The 19,130-nt window shown below is 42.4% G+C and carries 15 protein-coding genes and 1 riboswitch; of the genes, 5 read left to right on the top strand and 10 right to left on the bottom strand.

Going from position 1 to position 19,130, the window contains the following annotated elements:
• Positions 1 to 207: 207 nt before the first annotated feature.
• From prpB to mmgD, 3 genes are all read right to left on the bottom strand, one after another.
• Entirely contained in the window at positions 208 to 1,116 is a 909-nt protein-coding gene (gene prpB, locus ABE28_RS00955) for a methylisocitrate lyase (RefSeq protein WP_064462148.1), read from the bottom strand.
• Between the two features lie 14 nt (positions 1,117 to 1,130).
• On the bottom strand, positions 1,131 to 2,567 hold the full coding sequence (prpD, locus tag ABE28_RS00950; RefSeq protein WP_064462149.1) for a 2-methylcitrate dehydratase: 1,437 nt from the start codon (positions 2,565 to 2,567) through the stop codon (positions 1,131 to 1,133).
• A gap of 90 nt (positions 2,568 to 2,657) precedes the next feature.
• Positions 2,658 to 3,785: a citrate synthase gene (gene mmgD, locus ABE28_RS00945; RefSeq protein ID WP_064462150.1), complete on the bottom strand. Its 1,128-nt coding sequence runs from the start codon at positions 3,783 to 3,785 to the stop codon at positions 2,658 to 2,660.
• Between the two features lie 219 nt (positions 3,786 to 4,004).
• Positions 4,005 to 4,197: riboswitch (cobalamin riboswitch) on the bottom strand.
• A 217-nt stretch (positions 4,198 to 4,414) separates the two neighbouring features.
• Here mmgD and ABE28_RS00940 point away from each other — a divergent pair.
• The 4 genes from ABE28_RS00940 (at position 4,415) to ABE28_RS00920 (ending at position 8,891) form a co-directional block, all read left to right on the top strand.
• On the top strand, positions 4,415 to 6,160 hold the full coding sequence (locus ABE28_RS00940) for an ABC transporter ATP-binding protein (protein WP_064462151.1): 1,746 nt from the start codon (positions 4,415 to 4,417) through the stop codon (positions 6,158 to 6,160).
• 27 nt (positions 6,161 to 6,187) lie between these two features.
• A complete protein-coding gene (locus ABE28_RS00935; RefSeq protein WP_064462152.1) occupies positions 6,188 to 6,862 on the top strand; it encodes a response regulator transcription factor in 675 nt (224 codons plus the stop codon).
• Entirely contained in the window at positions 6,859 to 7,881 is a 1,023-nt protein-coding gene (locus ABE28_RS00930) for a sensor histidine kinase (RefSeq protein ID WP_064462153.1), read from the top strand. The genes ABE28_RS00935 and ABE28_RS00930 overlap by 4 nt, the downstream gene beginning before the upstream one ends.
• Before the next feature lie 299 nt (positions 7,882 to 8,180).
• Complete coding sequence (locus tag ABE28_RS00920) at positions 8,181 to 8,891, top strand: Dph6-related ATP pyrophosphatase (RefSeq protein WP_064462155.1); 711 nt, start codon at positions 8,181 to 8,183, stop codon at positions 8,889 to 8,891.
• A gap of 200 nt (positions 8,892 to 9,091) precedes the next feature.
• Here the strand turns inward: ABE28_RS00920 and ABE28_RS00910 are convergent, their stop codons facing one another.
• Positions 9,092 to 9,970: a CPBP family intramembrane glutamic endopeptidase gene (locus ABE28_RS00910; protein WP_064462157.1), complete on the bottom strand. Its 879-nt coding sequence runs from the start codon at positions 9,968 to 9,970 to the stop codon at positions 9,092 to 9,094.
• 918 nt (positions 9,971 to 10,888) lie between these two features.
• Between ABE28_RS00910 and ABE28_RS00905 the strand changes: the two genes are divergently transcribed.
• Complete coding sequence (locus tag ABE28_RS00905; RefSeq protein WP_064462158.1) at positions 10,889 to 11,614, top strand: hypothetical protein; 726 nt, start codon at positions 10,889 to 10,891, stop codon at positions 11,612 to 11,614.
• Positions 11,615 to 11,695: 81 nt separating this feature from the next.
• On the opposite strand, the gene ABE28_RS25555 is transcribed toward ABE28_RS00905, so the two are convergent.
• The 6 genes from ABE28_RS25555 to ABE28_RS00880 form a co-directional block, all read right to left on the bottom strand.
• Complete coding sequence (locus ABE28_RS25555; protein WP_257390678.1) at positions 11,696 to 11,830, bottom strand: hypothetical protein; 135 nt, start codon at positions 11,828 to 11,830, stop codon at positions 11,696 to 11,698.
• Positions 11,831 to 12,440: 610 nt separating this feature from the next.
• Positions 12,441 to 14,243 carry a glutamine--fructose-6-phosphate transaminase (isomerizing) gene (gene glmS / locus ABE28_RS00900; RefSeq protein WP_064462159.1) on the bottom strand — a complete coding sequence of 601 codons (1,803 nt, stop codon included), beginning with the start codon at positions 14,241 to 14,243 and terminating at the stop codon, positions 12,441 to 12,443.
• A gap of 465 nt (positions 14,244 to 14,708) precedes the next feature.
• Positions 14,709 to 16,058: a phosphoglucosamine mutase gene (gene glmM / locus ABE28_RS00895; protein WP_064462160.1), complete on the bottom strand. Its 1,350-nt coding sequence runs from the start codon at positions 16,056 to 16,058 to the stop codon at positions 14,709 to 14,711.
• A gap of 52 nt (positions 16,059 to 16,110) precedes the next feature.
• The gene (locus ABE28_RS00890) at positions 16,111 to 17,463 is read right to left on the bottom strand and encodes a CdaR family protein (protein WP_064462161.1); all 1,353 of its coding nucleotides are present in this window, start codon (positions 17,461 to 17,463) and stop codon (positions 16,111 to 16,113) included.
• On the bottom strand, positions 17,456 to 18,280 hold the full coding sequence (gene cdaA / locus ABE28_RS00885) for a diadenylate cyclase CdaA (protein ID WP_064462162.1): 825 nt from the start codon (positions 18,278 to 18,280) through the stop codon (positions 17,456 to 17,458). Before cdaA ends, ABE28_RS00890 begins: the two co-directional genes overlap by 8 nt.
• 218 nt (positions 18,281 to 18,498) lie before the next feature.
• Positions 18,499 to 19,122, bottom strand: coding sequence for an anti-sigma factor family protein (locus ABE28_RS00880; protein WP_064462163.1), 624 nt, complete (start codon positions 19,120 to 19,122; stop codon positions 18,499 to 18,501).
• Positions 19,123 to 19,130 lie beyond the last annotated feature (8 nt).

Below are 19,130 nucleotides of genomic sequence, written 5' to 3'. Positions count from 1 at the left end.
CCATTTTTTAAGTACGAATAAGCCTTTTATACCAATTTATTGTTTTGATATAGTAAAATCATTTGAAACCCGACATTATTACACCTCTTCCCCTTCATAAACCGCTCTTCGAAAACAGTTAATAAGAACTAGACTTAAAATGTTTTTGCATGACGGAAAGCCCAGAGCTCTAGCCCTGGGCCATCAATTCTATATTTTAACACGATATCATTGTTCCTTGGTTAAAACGGTTTTCGCTATCTCCTTATCCAAGCCTTCAAAATCATGATAGGAAATCGTTTCATATAATTCACTCCGTGTTTGCATGTCCGGCAGGGCGCCTGCCTGTGTTCCATGCTGCATGATTTGTTCGAAAACCCGCTCAAATGCCTTTGCCGCCACCCTAAGGGAAGTGACCGGATAAATCACCATTTGATATCCCATTTCTTCAAATTCTTTAGCCTTATAATAAGGAGTCTGCCCGAATTCGGTCATATTGGCCAACAACGGCACAGTGACGTGCTTGGCAAACTGGCGGAACTCCGCTTCCGATTGCAGCGCCTCAGGAAATATCGCATCAGCTCCTGCTTCGATATAGGCAGTCACTCTTTCAATTGCTGCCTCCATCCCCTCCACAGCACGCGCATCCGTACGAGCCACTATGATTAGCGATGGGGCGGTCTGTTTAATCATTTTTATTTTTTGCGTCATCTCACTAGTCGATATAAGCTTCTTGCCATTTAGATGACCGCATTTTTTTGGAAGGTCTTGATCTTCCAGTTGTACAGCCGCAATGCCCGCTTCCTGCATTTCCCTAGCCGTACGGGCCACATTCAGGACACCGCCAAACCCCGTATCAATGTCTACAAGCACCGGTAAGTCGGTAGCACGAATAATATCCCTGGCCCGCTCCGCCACTTCAGCAGATGTGACAATCCCTAAATCGGGCAGGCCCCTGCTTGCCGTGTATGCTGCACCTGAGAGATATAGGGCGTTGAAGCCTATTTTCTTCGCTATAAGACCAGCCATCGCATCATGGGTGCCTGGAATTTGTAATATGCCCGGTTCTTCCATTAGCTTCCGAAAACGAGCGGCTAATTCCGCTTGTCCCGACTGTTGATTAACGATCCAAGTCATCCTTTCAGTCCCCCTTAAATGATGAATAAGTCCATAAACTCGTTTACCTTCAAGTTCGAAAGAGCGCCAGGCTCCAAGCAAGCCTCCTGAATTCGGTTTTGCCGTTTATGCGAATAATGCGTGCTCATGTTATCCGTGAATTTTTTCGTTATTTTCGGAAATGCTTCTTCTCTTCTAAAGCGGTGCCCAAGTGGGTATTCGCATTCGACGAACTCCGATACCGATCCATCCTTATAGTAGATTTGGATGGCATTGGCGATCGAGCGCTTGCTCGGATCCAGATAATCGATCGTGTATTGTTCATTTTCGACAATTGTCATTTTATTCCTCAAGCGATCGATTCTTTCGTCAGCTGCCGCCTCATCCTCATAGTGGTCAGCTGTTACATCGCCGTGGATCAAGCCGACAGCCGTTATATATTGGATACAATGATCTCGATCTGCTGGATTGTTCAACGGTCCTTCCTTATCGATGATGCGAATGGCAGATTCATGTGTGATGATTTTGATTTTATCTATCTCATCCAGGCGATCCTTCACTTCCGGATGCAATTTCACTGCACATTCCGCTGCTGTTTGCGCATGGAACTCAGCCGGATAGGATACTTTGAATAAGACATTTTCCATTACATATGAATCGAGCTTGCGTGAAAGTTTCAATTCTTGCTTATTGAATAATACATCCTGGAACCCCCAGCCTGGTGCCGATAGAGCTGTTGGATATCCCATTTCTCCTTTGAGGGCCATCATGGCCAGTTGTACGGCCCTGCTTGTGGCATCGCCTGCCGCCCATGATTTTCGTGATCCGGTATTTGGAGTGTGGCGATACGTACGCAAGCTTGAATTATCGATCCAAGCATTGGATAAAGCATTGATGATTTCCGCTCTCGTTCCCCCCAGAGCTTTTGTCACCACAGCCGTCGTAGCCACCTTCACAAACAGGACGTGGTCCAATCCAACCCGGTTCAAGCTATTTTCCAGCGCCAGCACACCTTGAATCTCATGTGCTTTGATCATCATTTCCAGGACGTCTTTAACAGCTAATGCATCTTTTCCTTCTGCAATATTCACCCGGCTTACGTAATCAGCTACTGCCAAAATCCCGCCCAAGTTATCAGAAGGATGTCCCCATTCCGCGGCCAGCCATGTATCGTTATAATCCAGCCAGCGAATCATGCAACCAATATTGAATGCACCTTTCACTGGGTCAAGTACATATGAAGTCCCTGGGACGCGGGTCCCATTTGGAACGATCGTGCCGGGAACGACCGGTCCTAATAATTTAGTGCATTCAGGATATTGAAGCGCTAAAATCCCGCAGCCGATCGTATCAAGAAGAACGTAACGAGCCGTTTCATATGCTTCATCGCTAATGATCTCTTTCTTCAATACATAATCCGCAATGTCTTCCAATAACACATCCGTTTGATTGATACCATTTGTTTTTAGCATTCTCATCTTCCCTTTCGCGGCAAATTTGTTTATTATAATGATGGACGTTGGTCAGAACGTCCATCTGGCGGGCTAGTAATCTACATTTCCTTAATTGGAAATGACATTCCGGTTATGACGCTCGCCTATATAATTCACACGAGGTCGGAAGATGCGGTTGTTGGCATGCTGCTCAATCACATGAGCACATAAACCCACCGTTCTCGCACTAAAGAAAATGGGTGTATAGATGGAAATCGGAAGGCCGAGCATATAGTAGACCGGCGCTGCATAGTAATCGAGATTAGGATAAAGCCCTTTTTCCCTTTCCATGATCACTTCCCCCGCTTCACACATTTTATAAAGACGGTCGTCCCCTTTGGCATCACAAAGCTGCTTTAATGCTTGCTTCATGATTAATGCCCTTGGATCCATTTTCTTCATATAAACGCGGTGGCCAAACCCCATGATCTTTTCTTTATTTGCCAATTTCCCTTCAAGCAACCGTTCGAATTTGTCGACGGTACCCGCCTCCAATAGCATGTACATGACCGCTTCATTCGCTCCTCCGTGCAAGCTGCCCTTTAGCGAAGCTACAGCTCCCGTCAAAGCCCCATATAAATCGGAAAGCGTCGAGGCGATCACTCTTGCCGTGAAAGTGGAATTAGGCATCTCGTGCTCGCTATACAATAATAGAGATTGATCAAAAATTTTCTCTTCCACTGCCGATGGCACCTTACCCGTGATCATGTAGTAAAAATTGGAACTATACGACAAATCCTTATTCGGAAGAACCACCTCTTGTTTGTTCAGTACGCGGTAGCTGTTTGCAACGATGGCGGGAACCTTGCCTAGTAATTTGTAAGCACGCTCTAGATTCACCGAAGCTGAACGATCATCAATGTTTGCATCGTATCCAGCCAAAGCAGAAATGCCTGTTCTTAGCGCATCCATCGGATGTGTTTTCTCCGGCAATAGCCTTAATATCTTCAGGATCTCCACTGGGATTTCATATTCATTCTTCAATGCCTTTTCAAGTCCTGCCTTTTCCTCTGCATCAGGAAGTCTGCCTTGAAGCAGCAGGTTGACAATCTCCAAATATCCCACCGTTTCAGATAAATCGATAAGATCATATCCTCGTATTACAATCTCGCTCTGAACTGTATCCAGGAAAGATAATTTCGTTTCAGCCGCTATAATTCCATCAAGCCCTGGAGAATAATTTACTTGTTCCTTCATCTTTCATTCCTCCTCTGAATAGATCACCCATTGAAAGCGCTATCAAAAATTGTCGAAATTACTTGTAATTCAGCGATTTTCCCATTAAACTGACATAAAAAAAACAACTTCCATAGGAAGCTGTTAATTTACGAAAAGTACTCAAATAAACATGAGAAATGATGGAACATTTCCATGCCAAAAAAGTCCGCAATTAACACCCCCTATCCTCGTAGGTACTTGATGCACATTAATTAGGCAGGTCTCCTGGCTTATGATCTTCGCTCTTCGAACCCTTCCCATTTCCATTGCGGAAACAGTGGTTTTTTTCGAATCGCTCCCAAATACAGTTGCGGGACAGCGTCGGAATCTAACCGACTTCCCTTTTAAGCAGATAAACAACATTATCTGCACCTATTAATTTCATTATTTAATTTTCTACTTAAATATAACAAAATGTTCCAAATATTACAATTGTCTTTTTTCCTGTTTCCACTAACGTTTGCAACGGCGTCTGTCTGTCCACATTAAAGGTAGCGATTTGGTCCTTTTACCTATAACAAGCAAGTTATTAAAAATAGTTCATATTCAATTCATAACTTCTTTGTATACTACCGTTTATAATGAAGTACAAGAAAGGATGTTAATCAATGAAACAGGAAAAAAAACAAAAAGGCTGGAGCCAGTTCATCCGATTGGTGCAACAAACGAAGCCTTCTAAAATAATGATCGGAATTGCATTACTGTTAAGCTTAAGCACAACAGGTGTGAGTTTATTGGTCCCATTATTCACAAAAAATCTTATCAATGATTTCTCCCTTAGTTCGCTAAATGCGGAAAGGGTCACACTTCTCGTGCTTGCCATCATCGTTCAGGCATTGGCCAGTGGATTTTCCATCTATTTATTGAACAAGATCGGCCAATCCGTAGTTGCCGGCATCCGCGATCAACTTTGGAAAAAGTTGCTCGTATTACCCGTGAATTACTTCGATGAACATCCATCGGGCGAAACGGTCAGTCGGATGACAAATGATACAACGGTAGTGAAAGGCTTGATTTCGGAACACCTATCCAACTTCGTTACCGGAATCATCTCCATCGTCGGCGCCATGATCGTGTTATTTTTGCTTGATTGGAAAATGTCGCTGTTAATGTTCATAGCCATCCCGCTCTCCGTTTTAATATTACTGCCACTTGGGAAGAAAATGCACCGCATATCGAAAGGGATGCAGGATGAGACAGCAAGCTTCACCGCAGTCCTCCAGCAGGTGCTTACGGAAATCCGGCTTGTTAAAGCATCCAATGCAGAAACGTTCGAATATGAAAACGGAAAAAAAGGAATCATCAAATTATTTCAATATGGTTTAAAGGAAGCAAAAATCCAAGCACTGATCGGTCCGCTGATGAGTCTCGTCATGATGGCCTTACTCGTACTGATTTTGGGGTATGGCGGGATGCGGGTATCATCAGGAGCCCTTTCAGCAGGTGCACTGGTTGCTTTCATCATGTACCTTTTCCAAATCATCATGCCGATGGCGCAATTGGCAGCTTTCTTTACGCAATTCCAAAAAGCGACCGGGGCCACGGAACGCATCATTTCCATTCTGGATTCTGAAGTGGAGGAAGATGCAACGCTCAAGGTTCAAAATTCCAGCCAATCCATCACGGTCGAACACCTGGAATATCGTTATAATGATGGTGAACAAGTGCTAAAAGATATCAACTTCACGGTTGAAGCGGGCAAGGTGACCGCGATTGTCGGACCAAGCGGCAGCGGGAAAACGACCCTTTTCTCCCTGTTTGAGCGATTCTATAAGCCCCAGCAGGGCTCCATATCCATAGGCGGGACATCGATAAATGATTTCACGCTCCTTTCATGGAGAAGTCAGATCGGCTACGTCTCACAGGAAAGTCCGATTGTATCCGGTACAATTAAAGATAATATTTGCTACGGAATAGACCGGGATGTAACAGATGAAGAATTGAATCGGGTTGCCAAAATGGCGTATGCAGATCAGTTCATTTCCGATCTTCCAAATGGCTATGATACGGAAGTTGGCGAAAGAGGGATGAAACTTTCCGGAGGGCAAAGGCAGCGGATCGCCATCGCCCGTGCTTTTTTAAGAAATCCTAAAATCTTGATGCTGGATGAAGCTACCTCCAGCCTGGACAGTAAATCGGAACATGTCGTTCAACAGGCATTGAATGATTTGATGAAAGGCAGGACAACGATCGTCATTGCCCACCGCCTATCGACCGTAATTGGTTCCGACCAAATCATCTTCCTCGAAAAGGGGGAAATTACAGGCAGCGGAACACATAAAGAGCTATATGAAACGCATGCATTATATCGTGAATTTGCAGAGCAGCAATTACACAAGCTTGAACTTGCTTAATTCATTCACCGAAAGGACGGAAATAGGATGACAAAGATATTGATCGTCGATGATGATGCGCATATCCGCGAACTGATTCTGCTCTTGCTAAGAAAAGAAGGATTCGATCTGTATGTCGCCCCGGACGGAATTCAAGCATTGAGTATGATGGAGAAGGTGAAAATCAACTTAGCCATCATCGATATCATGATGCCTAACATGGATGGATGGCAATTATGCAAGGAATTGCGGGAATTCAGTGATATCCCGGTTTTAATGCTGACGGCAAAGGGCGAAACATCACAGAAGGTAAAGGGTTTTGAACTCGGGGCGGATGACTACCTGGTTAAACCGTTTGAACCAATCGAATTGGTTCTTAGAATAAAGGCGTTGTTAAAACGCTATAAAATCACCAGTTCCCAAACATTGAATATCGGTGACTTACAGATGAACCGCAACACACATCAACTGTCATTCAAGGGTGTCGAATATACGATTCCACTAAAGGAATTTGAAGTATTGTTTAAATTGGGAAGCTATCCTGGAAAAACTTTTTCAAGGGAAGAACTCATTGAAGACATTTGGGGCTATGATTATGAAGGTGATGAGCGAACGGTCGATGTTCATATTAAAAGAGTCCGGGAACGGTTTCCTGAATCACAATTCCCCTTTCGGATCCGGACGATCTGGGGATTGGGCTACCGGTTGGAGCCAACACAATGAATGTCACCTTTTTCAAACGCATACTTGGCTTTTTGACATACACTTCCGTTTGTTTTTCAGCAGGTTTCTTTATCATTCAGCTATTGCCTGTAAGGATATCCGGTTATCTCCAGTATCTGGCGACAATCTTTACCAGCATCGCGATCATGATGCTCACAGGTTACCTGATCCATGCGTTCAACCATAATAAACGCGTTAACATCTACTTGGAAATCATTAATGCATTAAGGAAGATTGGCAATGGCGATTATAATGTCCAATTGGATTTAAACACAGGTAAGAAAAACGAAATGACGGAAATCATAAGCCATTTCAACCATATGGCGAAGCAACTGAAGCAAATGGAGGAAATGCGCCAGGAATTCATCTCCAACGTATCACATGAAATCCAATCGCCGCTCACTTCCATTGTAGGGTTCGCACAAGCGCTTCAATCGAATAAGCTGACAACGGAGGAAAGCAATCATTACCTCCATATCATTGAGACAGAGAGCAGGAGATTATCCAAATTGAGTGATAATCTTCTGAAGCTTACTTCCCTTGAATCCGAGCATCACCCATTTGAAAGGAAGAGCTGCCGGCTCGACCAGCAAATCCGCTCGATCATCTTGGCTTGTGAACCGAATTGGCTCGAAAAGGAACTCGAAATGGATATATCTTTGGAAAAGGTTTCGATCTTCGCAGACGAAGATTTAATGAGCCAGGTATGGACCAACTTGATCCATAATAGCATCAAGTTCACCCGGCAGTATGGCACCATCACGATCAGGCTCCAACAGATGGCTGATCAAGCATCGATCACGATATCCGATACCGGCATCGGCATATCAGAGCAAGACCAGTTCCACATTTTCGAGCGATTCTACAAAGCCGACCTGGCAAGGGAACGCACAAAAAGCGGCAGTGGCCTAGGGCTATCAATCGTAAAAAAGATCATTGATATGCACGATGGCTCGATATCCGTCAAAAGCGAAATCGGCAAAGGGACGACCTTCACGATCCTGCTTCCAATTTCATGAAGGACAACAAAACCAGCTGACCTGTCAGCTGGTTTAACTCTATTAGAGTGGCTTTGAATGAAATCCGCCCATAGCTTTTTATCCAAGCACACAGGGTGTTCCTAATTTCGAAGCCCTTGTTTTTTTTCGGCATGAAAAATCCTATACATAAATGCAGGTTCACGCCGTTCCAAATGATCATCAGTTGGTCCTGTTACGACAACCGGAGACTATATTGATAGGCAATAATATCTTATCTGCGAGACCAATCGTGATAAAATGAAACAAATGAAGCCATTACATTTAGGGGGAAAATGGGGATGACAGAACTGAAGGATTGGAAGAATGGGGCCCGTGGGCATAAATTCATCGCTTCTTTTAGCGGAGGAAAGGATAGTGTCCTAGCTCTTCACAAAGCGATGAAAGCCGGGGAAGCGGTCGGACTGATCGTCATGCTGGAGGAAGAAGGAAAACGGTCCAGATCCCATGGAATGCCTCCTGAACTCATACAGGCCCAAGCCGAATCCATAGGCTTGCCCGTATACACGGCAGCTGCCAGCTGGACAGATTATGAAAAGGAATTTACGCGCCTTTTAGCGGATGCTAAGAGCCAAGGAGCAGAAGTGTTGGTGACTGGAGATTTGGATATGCCCGAACATGGCTGTTGGAATGATAAAGTTGCTACGAATGCTGGATTGAAGCTCGGGATGCCTTTATGGGAAATGGACCATCGCCAAGCTGTCGAAGAGTTCATACATCTTGGATTTGAAACGATGATTGTAACCGTGAATCTTTCACTTGGAATGCGTGAGGACGATTTAGGGCGAACGCTGACCCACGAATACGTGCAGGAGCTTGTAGCCCGAGGAATCGACCCTTGCGGAGAAGGCGGGGAATTCCATACGACAGTTATCAATGGGCCGCTCTTCAAAACGCCGCTCGCTGTTCGCAAAGGTGAAATCCTCAGTGACGGCGAATATGCCTTTTTACCTTTGGAGCTAGACGAGACGGCAGATAGGGAGATTGTTTAAAGTATCCAAGAATAAATCCTTCATAATCTCCGCGGGCGGCATGTATATGCAGGCAAGCTCACAAAAAAACTTATGCACCATGGATAAAGCCCAAAAGCGTTATGTTTTGGGCTTTAAAGTTTTACAGCTAATCCTGCCAGATGCTTTTAATTGCCAAACCGCATTTTCTTGAGCACTAACAGTAGTCGGTTCCTGCCCATTCATTTTAATGCCTTTATAATATAAAGTGTTAGGAGAATTACATACATCAAAAAAAACAAGGTAATGTATCTATCAAAGAATTTAACTTTTTCACTTTGGAAAGAATTATTTTTTCTTATTTTTATAAATAAGTAAGTTGTTATAGATAGAAATAGTATTAAACCAGTTATCGTGGTAATTGGAGACACCATTACTTTAAAATAAGGCTCAGTAACCTTTTCAGGGAAATGCATGATGATCCTCATTATTTCATTCACTAAAAAGTGATAAAAGATAGCCGGAACGATACTTCCCGTATAGATGGTTACTAGTGAAAGAGAGATACCTATGACAAAAGTGAAAACCAAGTTTCCCACCGTCATATGATATAGGCTAAAAATAAGAGCACTTAAAATTATGGCCGGCTTTATGTTCATTTTCTGATATTGTTTTAATAATATACCCCTAAAAAGCATTTCTTCACTAATCGCCACTGAAAAGCCAATCATGATAATGCTGAAAAAACTTATGTTTTCATTACTCTCCATAAGTGTATCAACAATCTTTTCCGCAGCAAGCCATTCGCCCGTTAGAAGATAATATTGGGTCCTAACAAAAAACATAGTGAGCATGTGAGCGATGATGCCCATTAAAATACCAAGAAGAATATATTTTATATGTACCTTTTTTAGCCTAATGCTCGATAAAGTTATATTTTTCTTTTTTAAGTAAACAAAAAGCAAATAGATAATAATCAGTTTACTTATAAAGAAAAATGATGGTTTGCTTATTTGCAAAGAAAGTTCTTGTAATATAAGTTGTGAAAATGGAAAAATAATCATAATTAGTATGGTTATAAATAATATAAGGCCATGAGTTTGCTTAATATTAGTATTCATTTTTACCTCTTTGTAAAAACACTAACCCCCTTTAGAACTAGGGTTTTATTTTACTTCTGAAAATCAACACATCTAAATTCAGGATGACCACACAATCTAGGATTCAAGTGATTTTCTTTTTTGAGAAAAAGGAAAATACACTGCTACTGATAAAATCCCACCATAAAACGCCCAAGTAGTTATTGCATTTTGCCATTCACCTTTAATTAGAAAAATGACAGTTACAAGAGAGACTATAAGAAAACTGAATATTATAGTCGATTTATACATAAACGCAACACCGCCCTCTGAGAGCACTAATGGAAAAACAATTATATTTTCATTTTATCAATAATCAAACACACAAGGAGTTCCAATTCAGGAACTCCTTGTTTCATTTTTGATTTACTAAGTAGTCCTCATGAATTGGCAACATACATCCTTGTTCTGTGATCTGTAGAACTACCCATTTGTTCACTGCACATATGGTAAGTAAGGAATATCTAGATTCTATTAGTTTTAGAAGCCTTAATATTTTTTCTTATATCGATTCCCTCAAGATAACTCTCTCCTGTTTTTACATTAATCTTTCTTAAAACATCTCAATCGCATATACATGACTATCTTTATTTTTCGGATAATTCATATCATAAATTTGTATTTTATTATAGGAATTATATGGTTATTGTCCCAGTTTTGTTTCGCCGTATTCCATAATTGAAATTTTTTCCATAAATATAACTGATTTTATAATATTGATTACTATACAGAGGAAGGGCTTTTATGAAAAAGTTGGTTTGTATTACAGCTTTACCCGCAATTTAATTTAGGTCTGGGAGTTTGTTGTCCTGCTAAAGCCGCATATGGTAGAAAAGAACCTTTTGAGAGCAATACTCTTGGTTCTCTATAGCTCATTTAACAAAAGGAGGTTTACTACATATGACAAATTCAAAAATTGCATCAAAGATCATCGCAACCTTATTCATGAGCTCTTTATTTTTTTTCTTTAGTACTCTTAGTTCTCATGCTAGTGAAAAAGCTGAATTTACAAAAGAAGAACTACAACAACAAAAAGACAACTTTATTAAACTGGGAATTGATGATGAAACAGCAGAAGAACTTGTACAGAAGGTAGCTAATGGCGAACTATTGGATGCTCAAAAAGAAACAGAGGTAGCCAAACACGAGGATGATTTAACTATTGATACAGATCTTGAAGAAAAATACATTGAATTTGATGATGGTTCAAGAATCCAGCTTTCTATAGAGGAAGAGGATGTAGAACCACTAATAGTCCCGTATGACTACGCTACTGGTACTGTTAAAAATAATTCATGCACATCAGGATCAGGATATAGGAATTGCAATGTAACTGCTAGATACAATGATGGAATTTGGAATATACGTTTCAATGCTAAAGTTAGTAGTGTTCAAGGCGGTTATGATAGTATTACTTCTATTTCTAAACAAGCTGTGGACGCAGTGCTTTACAGTGTTACAGAAAAGAAATTCAAAATACTTAAATCAAAAGAAACCAGTAGTGCTGCTGCAAAGGCTGAATATACTAATCAGTTCACACACAAATTAGGACTTTATACAGTCTCAAGAAGCTTAACTTTATATGCCCAGAAAGATAAGACTTTTGCCAGATTAAATTACTATTAAACGTTCATTTTTTTTAGATTTGACAGTCTGGAAGGTTACATTAACCATTGCCTTCCAGACTGTGAATATACAAGAATATAATCATTTTTTATCTTTTATCTCTTTTAATAAATCTATCACTACTGCATTTTGTTTTTCGATAGATTTTAAACTCTTCTCTATTATGCTCGTAGCTATAACCAGCACAATTAAAATAGGAATACCTATAAATAACAAATAAATCCCCTCCAAAAGTCCGTATTTCTTACAGTTTAGCATTTCCGTTATTTTCCACACAAACTTTTTGTGCTTATTCTACAGGCCCTTTTCATATTTCCCTGCTCTGACTATGTCTCAAAATACATCTTTAGGTTCTACAAAGATGGATATGACGAAAAAATATAATTCGATACTACCAACATATACATCGATGTATAGTCGAGCTACCGTTACCACTAAATCTGGATATGTTTATACTGTAACTTCCCCAACCTGGAGTAAAGCACAATGACAAATTTAACTATAGCTCTGATTAATTTGGTTTTATTTATTGCATTATTTATTAGTGGAATAATTCTGATTGTTAAAGTAATGAAGAAATAATAAGCCTTGCAGTTAAAATAGTTTCATGGACACATTTTAGTCATGACTCCTCCATATCTCTTTATTAAAAAGCAATATATTTCGCAAGTTCCCCACACCTAATGAGCCACGGTTGATAATCTGCACCCTGTCCCACGACCTTCTTTAATCCACTTTTGGACATAAAAACACCCCTTTAGATAATCATAACTAAAGGGGTTAAACTTATATTAAAACTACAGCATACGCTGCACTCATTCCAAGCTTACTCAACCGTTACACTTTTCGCAAGGTTACGTGGTTTATCCACGTCGCATTCGCGGTGCAGGGCAGCGTAGTAGGCGATGAGCTGCATCGGGATAACAGAGATAAGGGGTGTTAATAGTTCGTGCACTTCCGGGATGACGAAACGATCATCCTCTTCTTCAAGCCCCTTCATCGAAATGATGCAAGGCTTGGCGCCGCGGGCAACGACTTCTTTGACATTGCCGCGGATGCTTAAGTTGACGCCGGCTTGCGTGGCAAGTGCTATCACTGGTGTGCCTTCTTCAATCAAGGCGATCGTTCCGTGTTTAAGCTCGCCGCCAGCAAAGCCTTCCGCCTGGATGTAGGAAATCTCCTTCAGCTTAAGCGCCCCTTCCAGGACAACATAGTAGTCAAGGGAACGGCCGATGAAGAAGCAGTTTCTTGTAACGGACAGGTATTCATGGGCGATGGCCTCCATCTCTTCTTTCGAGTCGCATAGGGCCTCCATGGCTGTCGCTACGATTCCAAGCTCTTTTACAAGGTCGAAGTCATATTCCAGGTTACGGAAATGACCTGTTACATTTGCCAGTATGGACAACACGGCCACTTGAGCTGTATAGGCTTTTGTTGAGGCAACGGCAATTTCAGGGCCGGCATGCAGCAAGAGCGTATAATCCGCTTCACGTGATAATGTGGAGCCTGGTACGTTTGTGATGGTCAAGGCTTTATGGCCTAGTGCTTTGATCGAAACCAATACGGCGCGGCTGTCAGCCGTTTCCCCACTTTGCGAAATGAAGATGAAAAGCGGTTTTTTCGATAATAGCGGCATATTATAAGTGAATTCCGATGCCACATGGACTTCAACCGGAATTTCAGTCATTTTTTCGATGAATTGCTTCCCGATCAATCCTGCGTGATAGCTAGTTCCGCAAGCGATGATATAAATGCGGTCCGCCTCACTTACAGCTTCAGTAATGCTATAGTCGATGGCAAGTTTGCCTTCTTCATTTTGGTAAGCTTGAATGATCTTACGGATGACAGCTGGCTGCTCGTCGACTTCCTTAAGCATATAGTGAGGGTACGTACCCTTTTCAATATCACTTGCATCCAGTTCAGCAGTGAACGGTGCACGCAATACTTCTTCGTTGGAAAGATTCTTGATCGTCACCTTTTCATTCGTCACGATGACCATTTCTTTATCCATCAGTTCAAGGAATTGATCTGTGACTTGCAACATGGCCATTGCATCCGAAGCTACAACATTAAAGTCCTTTCCGACTCCGATCAGCAGCGGGCTTTTATTTTTCGCGACAAAAATGGTTTCATCATTTTCGACATCCAAAAGGGCAATGGCATATGATCCTTCCAATAGCGTGAGTGTTTGACGGAACGCCTCTTCCACTTCCATGCCACCATTCACGAACTTTTCGATAAGTTGAACGATGACTTCCGTATCCGTTTCACTTTTAAAGGCAACATCCTGCAAATATTCACGTTTTAGAATCGCATAGTTTTCAATGACCCCATTATGAACTAATGTTAATCGACCTGAATTGCTTTGGTGAGGATGGGCATTTTCACGGCTTGGAATACCATGAGTGGCCCAGCGCGTATGTCCAATCCCAGTATGTGCAACCGTATTTTCGTCCACGGCTCCACGCAGGTCGGCGATTCGTCCCTTTTCCTTAAAAATCGTTACGCCCGCTTCATTCTTCACGGCAATCCCTGAAGAGTCATATCCGCGGTATTCAAGTTTTTCAAGGCCTTTCAATAGGATTTCCTTCGCATCATTAAGTCCAATATATCCAACAATTCCACACATAATTTCCGTTCCTCCAACCGATCCGAGGGAACAGGAATGCACGGGGGCATCCCTGCCCCCTCATCTCTGATATATATTTTTTATTAAGGAAATGCCCAAAAGCATTCATCCCATTGTGCATCCCCAATCCTTTGTGCAGTAGGTTGCCCCACTGTTTTAAAATTGGAATTACTGCGGCTGTGCACTTCAGCCGGGAGGTATCCGCCGAACATTCGATAAACCTCCTCCTCGTCAACTAAGCCATTCTCGACCAGACTTAGTTCAGGCGCTTTTGTGATTCCTGCTTACTTTGCCTACCCTCCTTCTTGATACAACCATTATTTAGAAAAGCAGTTGTAAATCAGGATAATCATACCTTAAACAAGGGACAAAGGTCAATTCTTTATTATCATGGTTCATAAAAAAACCATTCTTTATAAAAATATGCATAAAAGGATTTTTCGTTCCTTTTATGCATAAGATTGGTTATTCGTTCAGTCCCATTTCGGCTCTTACAACAGAGACGATGCGATCGACATAATTCGTGCATTCCTCAGCAGTCGGTGCTTCGGCCATTACACGGACAAGCGGTTCAGTGCCGGATGGTCTTACCAAAATGCGGCCATTCCCGTTCATTTCCGTTTCAACTTCCTTAATGACTGCATGTACCTTCTCATTATCCGTTACGGCATGTTTATCGGTGACCCGGACATTGATAAGCGTTTGTGGATATTTCTTCATCTCACCAGCAAGCTCGGATAGGCTTTTTTTCGTGTCACTCATGATGTTAACCAGCTGCAAGCCCGTCAATAGACCGTCACCTGTCGTGTTGTAGTCCAGGAATATGATGTGTCCGGACTGTTCGCCGCCAAGGTTATAGCCGCCTTTTCTCATTTCCTCCACCACGTAGCGGTCTCCCACTGCCGTTTGGGCACTTTGGATACCATGCTCTTCAAGACCTTTATAGAAGCCCAGATTACTCATGATTGTAGAAACCACGGTTCCTTGCTTCAGACGGTTATTTTCTTTCAAGTATTTCGCACAGATATACATGATCTGGTCGCCGTCCACGATATTTCCTTTTTCATCGATGGCAATGACACGGTCCCCATCCCCGTCGAAAGCTAGGCCTACATCCGCGCCTTTTTCTTTTAGGAATTCAGCAAGTGCCTCAGGGTGAGTCGAGCCCACCTTTTCATTGATGTTCAAACCATTTGGAGATGCACCCATTGTCGAAATGTCCGCATCAAGGTCCGCGAACAAATGCATGGCCAAGGATGAGGTCGCTCCATGTGCACAATCAAGCGCAACGTGAATGCCGGTAAAGTCTTCGTCGACCGATTGTTTCAAGTACTGCAAATACTTTTGTCCGCCTTCGAAATAATCGTTTAAATGGCCTAGATCTCCGCCTACAGGACGTGGAAGTTCATCCTTTTCCATATCCAACAGTGCTTCAATTTCCGCTTCCTGATCATCGGACAGCTTGAAGCCATCGGGCCCAAAGAATTTAATGCCGTTGTCCGCGACTGGATTATGCGAAGCTGAAATCATGACACCCGCTTCAGCGCTTAAGGCTTTCGTTAAATACGCAACTCCAGGTGTCGAAATGACACCAAGGCGCATCACCTCTGCCCCAATCGATAAGAGACCAGCAACAAGTGCACCTTCCAGCATTTCACCTGAAATGCGTGTATCCCGCCCTATTAGCACTTTGGGTTTTTCTGTATTCTTAGTAAGGACGTAGCCACCAAAACGGCCTAGTTTAAATGCCAACTCCGGTGTTAATTCGCTATTCGCTATTCCCCTAACTCCGTCTGTTCCAAAATATTTACCCATCTTAATCGCTCCTTCTTTGAATCGTTCCTAATTAAATGATGTTAAAGGAAGTTCATGTCTCTTCTTCTTTTGGAGTAATGGAGACCTTTATCGTTTTAGAACCCAGTTCCCAATCCAAGCCCGCAGGCGCATTTACCGCCACATTCACATCATGCGTACCTTCATCTAAATTACTTAAATCCACTGTAAGATTAATGTCGTCTTTCGTGATATCCTTCAAATCATCGGACTCGCCTTGCAGCGTGATGCTCGTTACTTCAGATTCCAATTTTGCATCTTGGCCCTCCTGGATGCCTACAGGTTCTATTTTTACATTGTTCAATGTCTTGGACTCAATGACAGCCGGTTCATCCTTTTCGACTGGTTTTCCTTCCGGTTCTTTTTCTTCTTCTGGTTCTTGTACAACATCTTCATCGACTGGATCTGAAGTCTCCTGATCTACATCGACTTTTTCCGTGCGAATTTTGACCTTGGCCTTACCTAAGGACATTTTTTGTACACTTTCCGGTTTTGTAAGATCAAGCTCCAGTTCCGTATCTCCATCGATTTTGGAGATGTTTACAGGAAGCTTCAATTCATTTATTTTTTCCAGGTTCGTTTCCGATCCAAATAAAGTGACCTCTGCAGGGTCGACACTTATACTCTTGATCCTGATGCCATCCTCGGCCTTCCCGGTTTGCTTTGGTTCGATGGACACCGTTTTTGAAGGGATGCTCACTTTCAAGGATACTGCAACTGAAGCAGGCTCGATCGTCACATCCAACTTATTCAAGTCCCGGTCAAGAGCCTTGACGGTTGCTTTTCCGTTTACGGTTTCATTCTGGCCCTTGCTTATTTCAAGGTTTGCCTTCACATAGGAAATCTGTTCGATGGCGTCTTTAGCGCCCGTTATTTTGACCGTTTGCGGGCTCACTGTCGGCTGCCCGGCGGTATACCCATCTTCAAGCAAGGAGGTATTATACTCGGCCTCAACCTTGAAATCCTTTGTCACTCGTTCCTGAACATTGACTTCCGCATATTCCGGATCGATTGTCGCCACCAGTTTTTCATTCAAGTCACTTATTTTGAACGTGACCGTCCTGTTCCCCATTGAGATTTCAGGATCTGACAGATCTACATAAACCTTGAAGCCCCTTTGGTTTTTTGCATTGATCAGCAGACTTTTTGCTCCCTTTAGAGTCACATCGACCGTTTCCGGCACTCCGCTTACCACTAGATTTTCACGGTCATAGTACACTTCAACCGGTACATTTTCAATGGTTTCCGTACTGATTTCAGGGGCGGTGGATAAACCAAGGGATTTTTTATCGGACTCCATCTCAAAGTTAATGGAAATGAACAGAAGTGCTGCCAAGGCAAACGCTACGATTCTCATAAACCACGCACTATTGGTGAACTTATCCATTCTTTTTCCCCCTCCAATTCCAGATGCCTGAGGAAGTTGTTTTGATGTTTTCCACTACGAGTTCACTTGTCAGCATGGCCCTGAAGGATTCTTGATTCAAATCCCGGTAGAGCTCACCATTTTTAGTGACCGATATCCCACCCGTTTCTTCTGAAACGACAATCGTAAGACTATCAGTCACTTCACTCATGCCTATCGCAGCCCTATGCCGTGTGCCGAGTTCCTTTGAAATGAACGGGCTTTCCGATAAAGGAAGATAGCAGGCTGCAGCGGCGACCTGGTTATTCTGTAATATGACTGCGCCATCGTGAAGCGGCGTATTAGGTATGAAAATATTAATGAGGAGCTCTGAAGAAATATACGACTTTAGAGGAATCCCGGTTTCAACATAATCCCCGAGCTCGGTTCCCTTTTCTATCGTAATCAAGGCTCCTATCCGCCTCTTCGCCATATAAGTGGACGCCTTTAGAATTTCTTCGACTAAACGCTCTTGCTGATTCTCTTCTGGCACGGTGCCCCTTGAAAAGAGCTTACCGCGTCCCAATTGTTCAAGTGCCCTTCTCAGTTCCGGTTGGAAAATGACAAGGATTGCCAATACTCCCCAGTTCATGACTTGTGCCATTAACCATCCAAGTGTATTGAAACCAAACAGGTTGCTTAAGCTTTTTACAATGACAATCACAAAAATTCCTTTTAGCAGCTGAATAGCCTTCGTGCCTCGAATAATAGTTAACAATTTATATATCACAAACCAAACAAGGAGAATATCAATGAAATTTACTACATAGTCCCAAACATTCAAATTGGATAAAGACATGTTGTTTCCTCCAGTCAGTATTACTCCAAATAACAATTACACAATCGTTATGTAATAACCCTAATAGTATACCATTATTTAAATGAGACTTCTAAAACTAGTGCGAGAAATTTACTTGGCAGATTCAATCAAGCAAAATAGTCTCCCCTCATCCATAAAAGGAAAGCTGAGCGAAGTCATCGCATGAAACACGATGTCCCCACCCAGCTTTATGACTTTTATTCGTTTTTCCCTTGATGCGAAGGAATCAATGAGGTCGCAGTATCCTTGACCTTATACCACATCCACTCGAAAGCTTGGTCAATGACATGGATGCTTCCTGTCACATTTCCAGCCTTGGACATGTACTTATGTCCATTTATGACTGTGACATCCCCCTCTACTTCACCATCTATTTGGATATTACCATTTTGAACCACGACATTTCCCTCGATTGTCTCACCAGCAGGCACGATCACCGTTTCGCCTTCAACCACTAAATTGGACTGCTTTGATACCGAAAAATGTTCATCCTGATTATAAGTGGAAAAAACGGAGCCTGTCATCAAGATGATGAACATCGCGGCCGCTGTCATGAAGGGATGGTTTTTGAACCAACGTTTGGCACCAGTTGTTTTCGTTTCCTTTGGCAATTGAGCCATAACCTTTGCGGTAAAGTCATCCGGCGCCTTAATATGGGAGGTGCTTTGTACGAGAGCTACCGCCTTTTTCATTTCATGAAAGTATTCCTGGCATTCCGAACACGTTTGCAGGTGCTCGCGCAACAATTCTTTATGCTCCGGTTTGATGTCATCGTCTAAATAATCATGCATATAATCAATGATTTCCTCATGGCAGTTCATTTTTCTCA

It is taken from the genome of Peribacillus muralis, assembly GCF_001645685.2.
Classification (GTDB): Bacteria; Bacillota; Bacilli; order Bacillales; family DSM-1321; genus Peribacillus; species Peribacillus muralis_A.
The sequence above is the reverse complement of the archived record's forward strand: the minus strand, read 5'-3'. Positions and strand labels throughout refer to the sequence as shown.

Bases quoted from the DNA above. Each gene is read 5' to 3' on its own strand.
- prpB (WP_064462148.1), bottom strand. From the start codon at position 1,116: ATGACTTGGATCGTTAATCAACAGTCGGGACAAGCGGAATTAGCCGCT.
- prpD (WP_064462149.1), bottom strand. From the start codon at position 2,567: ATGCTAAAAACAAATGGTATCAATCAAACGGATGTGTTATTGGAAGAC.
- mmgD (WP_064462150.1), bottom strand. From the start codon at position 3,785: ATGAAGGAACAAGTAAATTATTCTCCAGGGCTTGATGGAATTATAGCG.
- ABE28_RS00940 (WP_064462151.1), top strand. From the start codon at position 4,415: ATGAAACAGGAAAAAAAACAAAAAGGCTGGAGCCAGTTCATCCGATTG.
- ABE28_RS00935 (WP_064462152.1), top strand. From the start codon at position 6,188: ATGACAAAGATATTGATCGTCGATGATGATGCGCATATCCGCGAACTG.
- ABE28_RS00930 (WP_064462153.1), top strand. From the start codon at position 6,859: ATGAATGTCACCTTTTTCAAACGCATACTTGGCTTTTTGACATACACT.
- ABE28_RS00920 (WP_064462155.1), top strand. From the start codon at position 8,181: ATGACAGAACTGAAGGATTGGAAGAATGGGGCCCGTGGGCATAAATTC.
- ABE28_RS00910 (WP_064462157.1), bottom strand. From the start codon at position 9,970: ATGAATACTAATATTAAGCAAACTCATGGCCTTATATTATTTATAACC.
- ABE28_RS00905 (WP_064462158.1), top strand. From the start codon at position 10,889: ATGACAAATTCAAAAATTGCATCAAAGATCATCGCAACCTTATTCATG.
- glmS (WP_064462159.1), bottom strand. From the start codon at position 14,243: ATGTGTGGAATTGTTGGATATATTGGACTTAATGATGCGAAGGAAATC.
- glmM (WP_064462160.1), bottom strand. From the start codon at position 16,058: ATGGGTAAATATTTTGGAACAGACGGAGTTAGGGGAATAGCGAATAGC.
- ABE28_RS00890 (WP_064462161.1), bottom strand. From the start codon at position 17,463: ATGGATAAGTTCACCAATAGTGCGTGGTTTATGAGAATCGTAGCGTTT.
- cdaA (WP_064462162.1), bottom strand. From the start codon at position 18,280: ATGTCTTTATCCAATTTGAATGTTTGGGACTATGTAGTAAATTTCATT.
- ABE28_RS00880 (WP_064462163.1), bottom strand. From the start codon at position 19,122: ATGAACTGCCATGAGGAAATCATTGATTATATGCATGATTATTTAGAC.